This is a genomic window from Actinoplanes xinjiangensis (assembly GCF_003148685.1).
Taxonomy (GTDB): domain Bacteria; phylum Actinomycetota; class Actinomycetes; order Mycobacteriales; family Micromonosporaceae; genus Actinoplanes; species Actinoplanes xinjiangensis.
Genome location: NZ_QGGR01000012.1, coordinates 69,786 through 83,401 on the forward strand (window position 1 = coordinate 69,786; position 13,616 = coordinate 83,401).

A 13,616-nucleotide genomic window follows, 5' to 3' on the forward strand; every position below is an offset into this window, starting at 1 on the left:
GAAGATATCGACTGGGCTTTATAAGCGCTAGTCGCAGCCTTGATCAGTGTCCCCGCGCAGGCCGGCGACGAGCGCGGTGGCCGCGTCGGTGTGCTTCGTGTACGCCTCCGGGAAGGCCGAGATCTGCACGGCCTGGGCGGCCTCGGTGAGCCGCATCCGCTGCCAGCCGTCGACGTCGAGCAGCTTGTCGTAGAACTTCCCGGTCTGATAGGCCGGATCGGACAGCTGCTTCGGCGTGCCCCAGCCCTGGCTGGGGCGCTGCTGGAACAGGCCGATCGAGTCACGGTCGCCGCCGCGCAGGTTACGCAGCCGGGACTCCTGAAGGGCGGTCGCGACCGCGATCACCAGCCCCTGTTCGGGCACCCGCCGCTCGGTGCCGATGGTGACGATGGTGCGCGCGTTAGCGAGCTGTTCATCGGTCCACCGGTCGGCGGACGACGGAGCGGGATGGGGAGTGCAGCCGGCGTCGGCGCGTACCAGCGGGCTGATCAGGAAAGCGACGAGGACGGCGACGGCGGTCACGAACAACGCGCGCACAGAGAAGCTGCACCTTTCCGGGGAATGGGGGACTGGCGAAGGGTACCGATCTATCCCGGCCATGTGAATCCTCACGGGATCGGCTGTTCGGCCGATCAAGATTCTGTGGAGAGCACGGAGACGGTCGTGCCGCGGTGGAGGCCGACCCGCACACTCGTCGCGTCGATCGGCGTGGCCGCGGTCGCGTGGGCCTGGTTCGGGGTCGGGTTGTTCCGGCACATCCCGCCGGCGGTCGGCTGGGGGATGCTGATGTTCGCCGTGCCGATCGCGATCCTCGCCAGTTGGCGGGCCGGTGCGGCGGGGCGCACGTTCTGGCGGTACGTTTCGATCGGCATGGTGGGGCTGGGCCTGGCGTCGGTGTCCGCCGCCCGCGACTACTTCAGCGGCGAGCAGCCCGGCCAGCACATCGGGGGCGTCACCGCGACGTTCTACGTCACCGCCCTGATGCTGATGCTGTTCGGCCTGCTGCGCATCCCCGGGGCGCAGCGCTCCCGGATCGAATGGACCCGGTTCGGCCTGGACGTCGCCACCATGGTCGTCACCGTGACCACCTTCAGCTGGTACCTGATACTCCCTCGCTGGGAGAGCTGGACCGGAGGCAGCGCCGCCGGTGCCGCCTCGGTCGTGGTCATCGCCACCGCGGCGGTCATCGGCATGCTGGCCTTCGTCAAGGTCTCCTTCACCGGCACCGGCCCGATCGACCGCCGTGCCCTGTACATCCTCGCGCTGACCGGCGCGGTGGGGGCCGGTGGTGGCGCGATGGCGCCGTTGCTCGCCGAACGGCCGTACCTGAACACCGGGCACGTCCTGCTGCCCACCACGTGCATGCTGGTCTGCCTGGCCGCCGACCGCCAGATGCGGGCCTCCCGGGCCGGCGTCCCGGCGCCCCGGCCACTGTCCCGGCGGCCGAGCGTGATGCCGTACACCGCGGTCCTGGCCACCGGCGCGCTGCTGCTGACCGGCGCGGCGTCCGGCACCGGGGAGCTGCTGGCGGTCGCGGCCGGCTCGTTCGTCGTCACGCTGCTCGTCGCGGCGCGGCAGGTGATCGCGCTACGGGACAACGTCCGGCTGCTCGACGACCTGGACGCCCGCCAGCGGGAGCTAGCCCACCAGGCCGGTCACGACAGCCTCACCGGTCTCGCCAATCGCAACGTCCTGGTCGCGGAGATCACCGGGGCCCTCGCCGACGGCTCACCGGACGTGACCGTCGCGCTGCTCGACCTGGACGACTTCAAGGAGATCAACGACGACCTGGGCCACCCGGTGGGCGACGCCCTGCTCGCCGCCGTCGGGGAACGCGTCACCGCGCGGCTGCCGGCCGGCTGTCTGGTGGCCCGGCTCGGCGGCGACGAGTACGCGCTCCTGCTGCGCGGCGACCACACGGCCATGGTCGCCGCGATCGCCGCCGACCTGCGCCGGCCGGTGCGCGCCGACGGGCACGAGCTGGTCGTCGAGGCGAGCATCGGACTGGCCCCGGCCCACCCCGGTGACACCGCCGACGAGCTGCTGCGCCGTGCCGACGTCGCGATGTACGAGGCGAAGAGCCAGGGCAAGGGCCGGCAGGTGGTCTATGACGAGCGGATGGACCACCGGACCGCCGAGCAGTCGCGGGTGGCCGCCGATCTGCGCAGCGCGCTCGACACCGACCAGTTGCACCTGCTGTACCAGCCGATCGTGATGCTGCCCGGCGGTGAACTCTTCGGCGTGGAGGCGCTGGTCCGCTGGATGCATCCGGAGCGCGGCCCGATCGGCCCCGGCCTGTTCATCCCGGCCGCCGAACGTACCGGGCTGATCGTGCCGCTCGGTGCCTGGATCCTCGAGGAGGCGTGCCGGCAGGCGGCGCGCTGGCAGCACGAGCTGGGTGACGCCGCGCCACGGACCGTCACCGTGAACGTGTCGGCCCGGCAGCTTCGCGAGGCGGGGTTCGCCGGTGAGGTGGACGCGGTGCTGCGGCGGACCGGGTTGCCGGCGCATGTGCTGACCGTCGAGGTGACCGAGACCGCGGTGTTCGACGGCGGCACGGCGCTCGACGAGCTGAAGGCCATCGCCGCGCTGGGTGTGAAGATCGCCCTCGACGACTTCGGCACCGGCCACTCGTCGCTCGGCCTGCTGCGCACCTGCCCGGCCGACATCCTCAAGGTCGACAAGTCGTTCGTCGACGACGTCACCGAGGGCGGTGAGCCGGCCGTCATCGTGGCGGCGCTGCTCACGATCTGCGACGGCATGCGGCTGCGTGCCGTCGCCGAGGGTGTGGAGACCGCTGAACAGGCCGCTGAGCTGCACCGGCTCGGTTACCGCTACGCGCAGGGCTACCACTACGCCCGGCCGATGGCCGCGGAGGCGATCGCCGCGTACCGTCCGGCGCACAGCGCGCAGCGGGTCGCCGCCTAGACTCCCGGGTCGTCCGCGCCGGTGGCCGGCCCGCCGGGCGGCTCCTGGTCGGTGTAGCCCTGGCTGATCTCGACGATCACCCCGTCCGGGTCCCTCACCCACACGGTGCGCCAGCCCGGGATGAACTCGTCGAAGGCCAGCGGCCCCAGCGAGACGTCCAGTCCGCCGGCGGCGCGGGCCAGGAAACCGTCCAGGTCGTCGACCTGGAAGGCCAGGTGCCGGATCGTGCCCGGGTGCTGCGGCCCGTCCCCGTCGAAGGTCTCCGGCTCCCGGCTAGCGGCGTCGAACAGTTCCAGGTGCACGTCGCCCTGCCGCAGGAACACCACCTCGGCGCCGCCGGCGGTGACCACCCGGGACCGCCGGAAACCGAACACGTCGCGGTAGAAGCGTTCGGTCTCCCGCTGGTCCCGGCAGTTGAGGCCGACGTGCGCCCAGCGCACCGCCGCCGGGGCGGTCATCGGCTCCCGCTCCGGACCGGCCCGAACGGTACGGTGTCGTGGAAGTTGGCCATGTACGTGATGTGCCCGTCGCTGACCTCGAAGTAGTTGCATACGTCCGCCTCGACCGTGTCACCGTGCCGGGTCCGGCCGGAGATGTGCGAGACGACCGCCGCGTGGGTGTCCGACACGACGACGTGCCGGGGGAGGTTCGCGAAGCTGGCGTACGTCTGCGGGAAGCCCTTCATCATCGCCCGCAGGGTCTCCCGGCCCTCGACGTGCCCGGCGAGCTGCTCGTCCATGCGGGTGTCGGTGGCGAACAGGTCGCACCAGTCGTCCCACTGTCCGGCGTTGGCGAGTTCGTAGTAGCGGTCGATGACCTGCCTGGTGTCCATGTCGCTGGCTCCTTCACTGCGGGAGGGTGACGCCGACCTGGCGCATCAGCCCGGCCGTGTCGGCCTGCACCCAGCGTTCGGCCGGGTTGTGGTCGACGAAGTCCGGGGCGAACAGCGCGTCCATGTCGTCGTAGCGCCGGTCGTTGACGGCGTCGCTGACCCGCCGGCAGAGGTCGAGGTTCTGTGCGGTGGTCACAGGTCGGCCAGGTCGTCGACGCGGTACTCGGTGATCACCAGCCCCGGCCCGGACGGGGTGCGCGCCAGCCGCCAGGTCTGTTTCGCGCGCATCGCCAGGCGGGAGCCGTCGGCGGTCTGGGTGGCCCGCCAGATCACCGACACGGCCACGTCGATCCGGTCGTCGGCCACGGTGGGGGTGACCTCCTCGATCTCGTGCGTCTCGTCGGTGTAGAGGCCGCACACGGTCCGGTACCAGTCCCGGAACTCGTCGACCGAGCGCAGCGTGCGCTCCGGGAAGACCATCACCAGGCCGTCGGTGGCGAGGCAGCCGGCCAGCCGGTCGGCCGGCGCGTGCACGTCGAGATACTGGAACCACTGTGCGGCGAACGCCGACACGGCGTCGGACAGGGTTTCGGACTTGGTTGTCACCGGTTGTCTCCAGGTTCGTCGAGGACGGCCTCCACCAGGTAGGGACCGTCGTGGTCGAGCATCGTGCGCAGGACGCCGGGCAGGTCGGCGGCGTGCCGGACCCGGGCGGCGGGCACGCCCATGGCCGCCGCGAGGTGCACGTAGTCGACGCGCGGCTCGCGCACGTCGAAGAAGGACGGGAAGGCGGTGGCCGGGTCGTCGCCGCGGTCCCGCCGGTAGTGCGCGAGATTGTCCTTGAGCAGCTGGTAGCCACCGTTGTGGCAGACCACGAACTTCGCACCGACCCGGTGGTGGGCGGCGGTCCACAGTGCCTGGCAGGTGTACATGCCTCCGCCGTCGCCGGTGAAGCCGACGACCGTACGCTCCGGATGGGCGATCTTCGCGCCGATCGCGCCCGGGATGCCGACGCCGAGCGTGCCGCCGGGGGTCTGGAAGAAGTGTCCCGGCCGGGTCGGTGGCAGCCACCGGGTCAGCGCCGGCGAGTTGGTGAGCGCCTCGTCGAAGACGATCGCGTCGTCCGGCAGCAGCCCGGCCAGCGCGGCCGCGACGGCGGCCATCCGCAGCGGTGCGGAATCCGCCTCCAGACCGGTCCCCAGATCGTCGGTGAGCGCCTTGTCCAGTGCGGACGCCCGCAGCGCGGCGCGCCGCCGGACCCGTTCGGCCGCGGCCTGCCGTTGCGGTTCGGTCAGCGCCTCCCCGAGCGCCTCGGTCAGGGCCCGCAGCGTCAGCCGCGGGTCGCCGAGCATCCCGGCGGTCACCGGATGGTTCTTGGCGATCGCGTACGGGTCGAGGTCCACCTGGACGACCGCGGCGCCGGGCCGGAACGGGCTGCCCAGTGCCGGGAACACGTCGGGGAAGACGTAGGTGCCGACGACGAGCACCGCATCGGCGTGTGCCACCAGCTCGGCGCTGTCGGTGCCGAACATGTGCCCGGTCAGGCCGCCCCACAGGGGATGGGTCCACGGCATGAGCAGTTCCGACGCCATCGCGCCGTGCACCACGGCACCCCAGGTCTCGGCGAACCGGGTCAGCTCGTCGACCGCGCCGGAGGCGGCCACGCCGTCGCCGGCCAGGATCACCGGTGCGTGCGCGCCGGCCAGCAGCCGGGCCGCGGACTGGATCGCCGCCGGTTCCGGCACGACCCGGGTGTCCGGCACGCTCGTCGGCACGACCGCCTCGTCGGCGAGCTGGTCCAGGACGTCCTGCGGTACGGCGAGGAACACCGGCCCGCGCGGCGGTGTGGCGGCCACCTTGAGCGCCCGCCGGACCAGCCGCAGCAGGCTCTCCGGGTGGGTGACGCGGGTGGCGTACTTGGTGACCGGCCGGGCGAGGTCGACCAGGTTCACCGACATGTGCGCCTCCAGGGCGTCGTACGCGACCCCGGCCTCCCCGGCCAGCACGAGCATCGGCGTCTGCCGGTGCAGTGCGTGGTAGAGGCTGCCCACGGCGTTGCCCAGGCCCACCCCGCTGTGCAGCAGCACCACGGCGGGCCGGCCGGTGGCCTGCGCGTAACCGTCGGCGGTGCACACCACCGCGGCCTCCTGGAGACCGAGCACGTAGTCGATGTCCGGGAACCGGGCGATCTCCTCGAGCAGCCCCTCCTCGCTGGAGCCGGGGTTGCCGAACAGGTACCGGACCCCGTCGGCGCGCAGCTGCTCCAGGAGCCGGCGGTGCCCGGTGCGCAGGGTGCCGGCGACCGCCGGGCGGGTGGTGGCCGCGGTCACGACACACCCGCCGGGACGGCGGCCCGGGCGTGGATCTGCTCGATCACGGTACGGGCGAACACTCCCGCCTGCGCCCCGGTGCGCCCGGTGACCAGGTCGTCGTCGACCACCACGTCGGAGTCCACGTACTCGGCGCCCATGTTGAGTGCGTCGCCGTACAGGTTGGGGTGGCAGGTCAGCCGCCGCCCGCGGACCAGTTCGGGCACCCGCGACAGCAGCCAGAGCCCGTGGCAGATGATCCCCTTGACGATCCGTGGCTCGGCGAAGGCCCGGCGCACGAAGTCGGTCGCGGGCGGCAGCTTCGCGAGGTCCTCGCTGTAACGCAGCCGGTCGCTGACCATCGCCGAGGGCACGATGATCGCCGAGTACGACCGCAGAGTGTCGTCGTCCAGACCCTCGAACGACGCGGCGCAGACGAGCGGCGCCTTGTATTCGTGGCCGGTGAACGTGATCGACTCCTGGCCCCAGAGCCGGGTGAGGAAGTGCAGTTCGGCGCCCTCCTCCGGGAACCGGTACGAGTAGTACCAGATCTCGTGCTCGTAGAAGTCGCTCTCCACGAGCACGGCGATCCGGTGCCCGGCCAGCGGGCCGCTCACCAGCCGTACCTGCGCAGTCCGTGATCGAGGACGTCGACGATCGCCCGTCCGCACCCGACCGACGATTCGGTGGAGCGGGCCGTGATGAACGGGTGGTCGACGATGACGCTCTCGGCGTGCCCGACGTTGCCGATGAACTCGCCGTCCGGCCCGACCGCGTCCCGCAGGACGAATTCCAGCGGGTAGAACGGCGGCCCGAAATTGACGTACCCGTCGCCGAAGCCGGAGTTCGAGCCGTCCAGCGCGTGCGGTCCCTCGAAGCCGGTGCCGTCGTGGTAGTCGTAGTCGATCGGGTGGCCGGTCACCCGCCTGCCCTTGATGATGCTGAGTTTGCGCAGCGGGTCACGGGCGAAGGCCAGCGCCGCGACGCCGTAACAGACGGCGGCGACCGGCCGGTCCAGCCGGACGAAACCGAGGATCAGCTGGTGCAGGCGCTGGTTGTTGGCCAGGTCGACCATGGCGCCGCTGCCGCCGACGATCACCAGGGCGTCGTACGCGGGCAGGTCGTGGGTGACGATCCGTTCGATCTTGCGGTAGTACTCCTCGCTGTCCCGCAGATACGCCGGGGAGCTGGGGTAGGGCCGGGCCGGCACCCAGCCGGCCAGGTCGTGCGGTTTGTCCAGCCGGTCCGAGGCGTCCACCTCACGGGTCCGGCGGGCCATGTCCCCGGCGGTCACCGAGCGGCCCTGCGGCGGATCGACGTACGTCGTGTCCATGCTGACGGCCAGTGGGGTGGGCCGGGCTCCGGTCGGGGTGACGAACTCGACCTCGTACCCCGCGCGATCGCAGGCGTCGAGCGGCCCGATGAGTTCCTCACCCCAGTAGCCCCACTCGGAGACGGCGAACAGGATCTTGGTCATGCGAGTCCCCCGATCGCGCCCGCGCCGGCTCCGGCCAGTTCCTTGATCAGCGCGGTCGGGGTGAGCCGGACGCGGACGTTCTGCGGCTGGTCGCTGTGCGGCAGGGCCACCGTCATCGCCTCCGGATCGAAGTCCCGGTGCTCATGGCCGTTGACCCACACCTGCGAGATCCGCACCCGGCCGGCGGGCAGCAGGTCGGGTGCCACCCGCAGGGTCGCGCCGAACGCGCCGGGCTGCGGCTGGAACCACAGGTCCATCGGCTGCTCGCGGCGCAGCAGGTTGCCGTAGACGGCGGCCAGGTAGCCCAGTTCCGCGCTGTGGTACATGGCCATCGCGTGCGAGCCCTTGCTGCGCTCGCTGCCCAGTTCGAACGGGACACCGTTGGCCAGCACGTTGAAGTAGACACCGCCGGCGCCGGTGTCGAGCATCCACGCGTTGTAGAAGGCGGCGCCCTCCCGGGCCTGCTTGGCGTACTCGGGACGGTCCAGGACGCCGTCCAGGATCAGGTACGCCAGGATGCCCTGCTCCTGCTGCCACCAGGCCTTCCGGTCATGCCACACCAGACGGTGGAAGCGCTCGCCCGGCGCGGTGACCCGCTCGACCATGTCGTACCAGCCGCCGCGCTGCGGGTCGGCACCGACCGACGGCATCAGGTCGGCGATCCGGGTGGCCATCGCGACGTACGCGTCCTTGGGCCGCAGGCTGTTCATCCGGGTCAGGTTCCACGCGATCTTCAGGTTGTGCCCGACGATGGCCCGGTTCCGCTGCTGGCCGTACTCCTGGTCCTTGCGCCAGTCACCGAAGAACTTCTCCTGCACGAACGGGCTGTTGTCGTAGTCGGGGAACCGCTGGGTGATGGTGTCGCAGCAGTCCTCCAGCATGTCGGCGTACTTCTGCTCGCCGGTGGCGAGGAACAGGTTGATCAGGTACGCCGGGATGTGGTCGCCGACGGAGTTCCAGTTCTTCCGGTCGGCGTTGGTGTGACCGCCGGTGTCCAGCGCCGGGCTGCGCGGATCGAACGTGACCGGGTCGATGTGCGAGAAGTAGCCGCCGTGGTCCGGGTCCCGGAAGTACTTCTGGAACAGGTTGATCGTCAGGTCGATGATCTCGCGCAGCCGCGGCGCCCCGGTGAGCCGGTACAGCTGGGTGAGCCCGGCGATCGCGTAGATCTGTTCGTAGCAGGGGATGGCGTTGAAGTCGTCGCCGGACTCCGAGGCCAGGATCTTGCGTTCGCCGCCGTCCGGCAGCACGTCGATGGCGTGGTACCAGTAGGCGATCTGCTGACTGCGGTCCACCTGGCAGAAGTGCTCGATCAGGTAGTCGGCCCCGGCCCGCGCGGCGTCCAGATAGGGCTGACCGCCGTTGAGCAGGTAGGCGGTGGCCAGTCCGTACACCAGGCGGGAGATGGTGTCGGTCTCCTGCCGTACCGACTGGGTCTTGGTGCCGAGGATCGACAGGTCGGTCCGGTAGCCGCGGTAGTCGAAGATGCCGGCGCCGCCGAACTCGGCCTGGAGGTAGAAGTCGGCGATCGCCCGGACCTGCCGCTGCCACCAGTCCGGCGACTCGAAGCGGTACTCGTCGGCCTCCTTGGCGAACAACAGGACGTGCTTGGCCTCGAACCCGGTGCCGTTCGCCTCGCCGGGGTAGAAGACGCCGTAGACGTGGATGAAACGGCCCGGCTGGAGCAGGCCGCGGAACTGCGCGCCGGCGTCCACATAGGCCTCGCCGAGGTTGCGCAGCATCTCGGCGACGGTGTTCGGGGTGAGCCGGGCGGCGAACGGCCGGCCGTCGGAGGTGTTCAGCGTGACCGTGTCGGTGGACGGGTCGTAGCCGGTGACGTATCCGGCGACCAGGTCGGAAAAGGTGAAGGTGAGCTCGTTCACGAGGTTTCTCCAGAGAGGGTCCGCAGCAGCACGATGCTGTGCGCGGTGACCAGGTAGCCGGCGGTGGTGACGTGCTGCTCGGTGCCCGGTCCGGCGATGTCGGCCGGTGAGCCGAGGGCGGTGTCGACGACCCGCGCCCAGCGGCGCCGCGGGTCGAGGGTGAACTCCAGCGGCTCGGTGTGCATGTTCATCATCAGGTGCAGGTCGGGCTCGCCGCCGATTCCGGTGAGGGTGCAGGCGAAGGCGCGGCCCTGCGGGTCGTCGAAGTCCGGCGGCGACAGCAGGGTGCCGTGCCAGGTCACGTCGGCCGGGGTCCAGAACTCGTCGCGCCGCAGCACCTGATGGCGGCGGCGCAGCGCGATCAGTTCGGTCCAGAACCGCAGCAGCCCGGCCTGGGCATGCGGCAGTGACCAGTCGAACCAGCTGATCGGCCCGTCCTGGCAGTAGGCGTTGTTGTTGCCCTGCTGGGTCCGGGCCACCTCGTCACCGGCCGTGATCATCGGGACGCCCCGGGAGACCAGCAGCAGGGTGGCGAAGTTCTTCATCTGCCGGGTGCGCAGCGCCAGGATGCCGGGGTCGCCGGTGTCGCCCTCGGCACCGCAGTTCCAGCTCAGGTTGTCGTCGTTGCCGTCCCGGCCGCCCTCACCGTTGGCCTCGTTGTGCTTGCGGTCGTAGGAGACCAGATCGGCCAGTGTGAACCCGTCGTGGCAGGTGACGAAGTTGACGCCGTTGGTCGGCCGGTGCCCGCGGGGCTGGTAGAGGCCGGCGCTGCCGCCGAGACGTTCGGCCATCTCACCGATCAGCCCGGGATCGCCGCGCACGAACCGGCGCACGGTGTCGCGGAATCGCCCGTTCCACTCGGCCCAGCGGTAGCCGGGGTAGCTGCCGACCTCGTACGCCCCGGCCGCGTCCCACGCCTCCGCGATGATCTTCGTGGTGGCGAGCGTGTCGGACAGTTCGATCTGCCACACCACCGGCGGTTCGTCGAGGATCACCCCGCCCGGTCCCCGGGTCAGCACCGCGGCCTCGTCGAACCGGAAGCCGTCGACGTGCATCTCCCGGACCCAGTACTCCAGGCACTCGACGATCATCTTGGTGACGATCGGATGGTTGGTCATCAGTGTGTTGCCGCAGCCGGAGTAGTCGTCGTAGTACCGCCTGTCGGCCTGGTGCAGGTAGTAGTAGTTGGGGTTGTCCAGGCCGGCCCAGCAGAACAGCGGCCCCAGGTGGTTGCCCTCGTCGGTGTGGTTGAAGACGACGTCCAGAATCACCTCGATGCCGGCCGCGTGCAGCGCCTTGACCATGTCCCGGAACTCCCGGACGTGGCCGGCCGCCTCGGGCCGGTCGCAGTAGCCGGCGTGCGGCGCGAAGAAACCGGCCGTGCTGTAGCCCCAGTAGTTGTTCGTCGTGTGGTCGAAGTCGAAGACCGGCAGCAGTTCCACGGCGGTGACACCGAGCGCGGTGAGATACGGGATCTTCTCGATGACCGCGGCGAACGTGCCGGGCCGGTCCGTGCCCGCGCCGGGCGACCGGGTGAACCCGCCGACGTGCATCTCGTAGACGACCATTTCGGACATCGGACGATTCAGTGGCTGGTCGCCCGCCCAGTCGTAGCCGCGCTCGTCGATGACCGCGCAGCGCAGCGAGGTCGCCAGCGTGTCACCGGGCACGCAGGCGGCTTCTCTCTTCCAGAGACTCCGATCAAGACCACGGGCGTACGGATCGGCGAGCACCTTCTCCGGCTGGAAGCGCATCCCGTCACCGTCCGGGCCGGAGACCCGCAGCGCGTAGAAGGCGGGCGCCCGCAGGCCACGCAGATGCACGTGCCAGACGGCGAAGCTGCGGTGCGGTTCGGGGTCGAGGGCGACGGTCTGGACCGGCTCGATGTCGCCGGCGTTCGCGAAGATGAGTAGTTCCATCCCGGTGGCGTGTTCGGAGAAGAACGCGAAGTTCACGCCGTCGTCGTCAGTGGTGGCGCCGAGTGGATGGCTGCGCCCCGGTTCGGCCTGGTAGACGGGCCGTTGGAGCTGGCTCACGCTCATGGTCAGAGCCTAGGTAGCAGCGTGAATAATTTTCATGTTTCCGGGTATCCGCGTCGGCGGGATCAGCGCGACTGTTCGAGGTGTGCCACGACGCGCTCATAACTCTCCGGTTCGATCCGGACGGCGCCCGCGAACGGGTAGTTCAGCTCGACGGCCAGGAACACATTGACCCCGATCGTCGCGGCCACCCCGCCCACCAGCACCCGCCGCAGCATGTCGTCGCGGACGCCACAGGTCACGCAGAGCGACAGCACCACCATCGATCCGATCAGTACCGAGATCCACACGACGTCCGGCAGTTGCTGGTCGTGCGCCAGGCGTACCGCCTCGGCCCGCAGCTCGGTGGCCCGGGTGAGCCGCTCCATGGCATCGCGGACGAACGCCTCCTGCGCCGCGGTCTGCGGGGTGATGCCGCCGATCACGGTGAGCAGCGAATCCACCGCCTCGCCGACTGCCGGGACCGCCTCTCCGCGGACCCGTTGAGGCCAGGCCGCGAGCACGTCCCGGTTGTAGGCCAGCACCCCCGCGTCGATGGCCGCCCGCACCTGCGGATCGCAGACCCGGCCGCCCTCGGCCACGGCCAGCAGGTTCAGCGCCTCCGCCTCGGTGGCCACGCGGGCGTCGTTGCGCTTCTCCCACAGGGTCACCACGCACAGGCCGATCGCCACCGAATACACCACCGCCGCGGCGGACAGCATGATCCCGGTCGCGTCGTTGTGCTCCCCGCGCCGCCAGTGCGGCAGCCGCCGGTGGACCAGGGACTCGAGCAACACCATGAGTACGGGCAGCCCGATCACCAGGGCGATCAGGGTGACCCATTCCGGTAGTTCCGCCGCGAGCCACTTCGCCATCGCCCTGTATCCCATCCCGTCGAGGAGTTCACAGGCATTGTGTCCGCGGCACCCCGAACCGGACGTGTTTTCGCTGATAGTCGCCATGATCGCCGGCGAGCCGCGGACAATGGACAGATGCGACGCGCTCTTTTGTCCATCTTGATCGCCGGCGTGCTGGTGGCCCCCGCGGTCCCGGCGGTCGCCCGCACCGTTGATACCGGGTGCGCGCCGACCGCCCGCCCGGACGGCGTCGCCGCGCGGATCGCCGGGATCGCCGAGGCGGCCCGCCACGAGTTCGGCCTGAACGCGGTCATCCTCCGGGTCTCGGCCGGCGGGCGGGCGATCGTCACCGCCGCGACCGGCGAGTCGACGGCAGGTGTCCCGGCCACCACCGGCATGCGGTTCCGCACCGGGGCGGTCGGTATCACCTACATGACCACCCTGCTGCTGCAACTGGCCGGCAAGGGCGTGCTGGGCCTCGACGACCCGGTCGCCCGCTGGTACCCCGCATTGCCCAGGGCCCGCGACGTCACCCTGCGGATGCTCGGCAGCAGCACGTCGGGCTATCCCGACTACGTGACCTACCAGCCGTTCATCGACCGGATCTACGCCGACCCGTTCCGGCACTGGACCGAGCAGGAGCTGATCGACCTGGCCATGGAGCGGCGCCTCTGGTACGAGCCCGGCACCAACTGGAGCTACTCGCACGCCAACTTCGTCATCCTCGGCCGGATCCTGGCCCGCGCCACCGGCACCCCGCTCAAGGACCTGATCCAGCGGGACGTCCTGAACCCGCTGGGCCTGCGCACCACGGTCGTCGGCGACACCGCGGAGATTCCGTCGCCGGTGCTGCACGCCTACACCATCGAGCGGGACCGGTACGAGGACTCGACCTACTGGAACCCGTCGTGGACCACCGCGGCCGGCGCCGTCCTGACCTCCGACATCTGCGATCTGGAGACCTCGGCGCGGGCCGTCGGCACCGGCCGGCTGCTGTCCGCGGCCGATCAGCGCATCATGCTCGACCCGGGCACCGTGGGTCTCGGCGGGCCGACCGCCGGCTGCCCCGCGCCGATCTGCGTCCACCACACCGCGCAGCGCCACTACGGGCTCGGCGTCATGGTCGACGACGGCTGGATCCAGCAGACCCCGTCGTTCGCCGGCTACGCCGCGGTGCAGAGCTACCTGCCCGGCCGGGACATCGCCATCGCCGTCGCCACGACCCGTGGCCGTACCACCACCGAGGTGAACGCCGCCAAGACCGTGGCCGCGCGGATCGCCGCCGAACTCACCGCGGGCTGACGGCGACGCG

Annotated in this window: 13 protein-coding genes; 2 read left to right on the top strand and 11 right to left on the bottom strand. The window is 70.7% G+C overall.

The genetic code is table 11. The features are described from left to right. Window positions 1-27: 27 nt before the first annotated feature. A complete protein-coding gene (locus tag BC793_RS25725; protein WP_109596578.1) occupies window positions 28-537 on the bottom strand; it encodes a peptidase M23 in 510 nt (169 codons plus the stop codon). A 126-nt stretch (window positions 538-663) separates the two neighbouring features. On the opposite strand from BC793_RS25725, the gene BC793_RS25730 reads away from it, so the two are divergent. Further along, the gene (locus BC793_RS25730) at window positions 664-2,928 is read left to right on the top strand and encodes a putative bifunctional diguanylate cyclase/phosphodiesterase (protein WP_158319362.1); all 2,265 of its coding nucleotides are present in this window, start codon (window positions 664-666) and stop codon (window positions 2,926-2,928) included. Here the strand turns inward: BC793_RS25730 and BC793_RS25735 are convergent. The 10 genes from BC793_RS25735 to BC793_RS25780 form a co-directional block, all read right to left on the bottom strand. After that, window positions 2,925-3,386 carry a VOC family protein gene (locus BC793_RS25735; RefSeq protein ID WP_109596582.1) on the bottom strand — a complete coding sequence of 154 codons (462 nt, stop codon included), beginning with the start codon at window positions 3,384-3,386 and terminating at the stop codon, window positions 2,925-2,927. The genes BC793_RS25730 and BC793_RS25735 overlap by 4 nt on opposite strands. Next, window positions 3,383-3,760: a nuclear transport factor 2 family protein gene (locus BC793_RS25740; protein ID WP_109596584.1), complete on the bottom strand. Its 378-nt coding sequence runs from the start codon at window positions 3,758-3,760 to the stop codon at window positions 3,383-3,385. Before BC793_RS25740 ends, BC793_RS25735 begins: the two co-directional genes overlap by 4 nt. A gap of 13 nt (window positions 3,761-3,773) precedes the next feature. Further along, window positions 3,774-3,956, bottom strand: a complete 183-nt coding sequence (locus BC793_RS25745) for a nuclear transport factor 2 family protein (protein ID WP_109596586.1) — start codon at window positions 3,954-3,956, stop codon at window positions 3,774-3,776. Then, entirely contained in the window at window positions 3,953-4,366 is a 414-nt protein-coding gene (locus tag BC793_RS25750; RefSeq protein WP_109596588.1) for a nuclear transport factor 2-like protein, read from the bottom strand. Before BC793_RS25750 ends, BC793_RS25745 begins: the two co-directional genes overlap by 4 nt. Further along, on the bottom strand, window positions 4,363-6,090 hold the full coding sequence (locus BC793_RS25755) for a thiamine pyrophosphate-binding protein (RefSeq protein ID WP_203896132.1): 1,728 nt from the start codon (window positions 6,088-6,090) through the stop codon (window positions 4,363-4,365). The genes BC793_RS25750 and BC793_RS25755 overlap by 4 nt, the downstream gene beginning before the upstream one ends. Next, entirely contained in the window at window positions 6,087-6,686 is a 600-nt protein-coding gene (locus BC793_RS25760) for a DJ-1/PfpI family protein (RefSeq protein ID WP_203896131.1), read from the bottom strand. Before BC793_RS25760 ends, BC793_RS25755 begins: the two co-directional genes overlap by 4 nt. Then, window positions 6,683-7,546 (bottom strand): type 1 glutamine amidotransferase domain-containing protein, encoded by an 864-nt coding sequence (locus BC793_RS25765; protein ID WP_109596590.1) that lies wholly within the window; start codon window positions 7,544-7,546, stop codon window positions 6,683-6,685. Before BC793_RS25765 ends, BC793_RS25760 begins: the two co-directional genes overlap by 4 nt. Beyond that, window positions 7,543-9,429: an AGE family epimerase/isomerase gene (locus BC793_RS25770; RefSeq protein ID WP_109596592.1), complete on the bottom strand. Its 1,887-nt coding sequence runs from the start codon at window positions 9,427-9,429 to the stop codon at window positions 7,543-7,545. The genes BC793_RS25765 and BC793_RS25770 overlap by 4 nt, the downstream gene beginning before the upstream one ends. After that, window positions 9,426-11,471, bottom strand: a complete 2,046-nt coding sequence (gene glgX, locus BC793_RS25775) for a glycogen debranching protein GlgX (protein ID WP_109596594.1) — start codon at window positions 11,469-11,471, stop codon at window positions 9,426-9,428. Before glgX ends, BC793_RS25770 begins: the two co-directional genes overlap by 4 nt. 62 nt (window positions 11,472-11,533) lie before the next feature. Continuing rightward, entirely contained in the window at window positions 11,534-12,322 is a 789-nt protein-coding gene (locus BC793_RS25780; protein WP_158319363.1) for a bestrophin-like domain, read from the bottom strand. A gap of 117 nt (window positions 12,323-12,439) precedes the next feature. On the opposite strand from BC793_RS25780, the gene BC793_RS25785 reads away from it, so the two are divergent. Beyond that, a complete protein-coding gene (locus BC793_RS25785) occupies window positions 12,440-13,606 on the top strand; it encodes a serine hydrolase domain-containing protein (protein WP_109596598.1) in 1,167 nt (388 codons plus the stop codon). The last annotated feature ends 10 nt before the right edge of the window (window positions 13,607-13,616 follow it).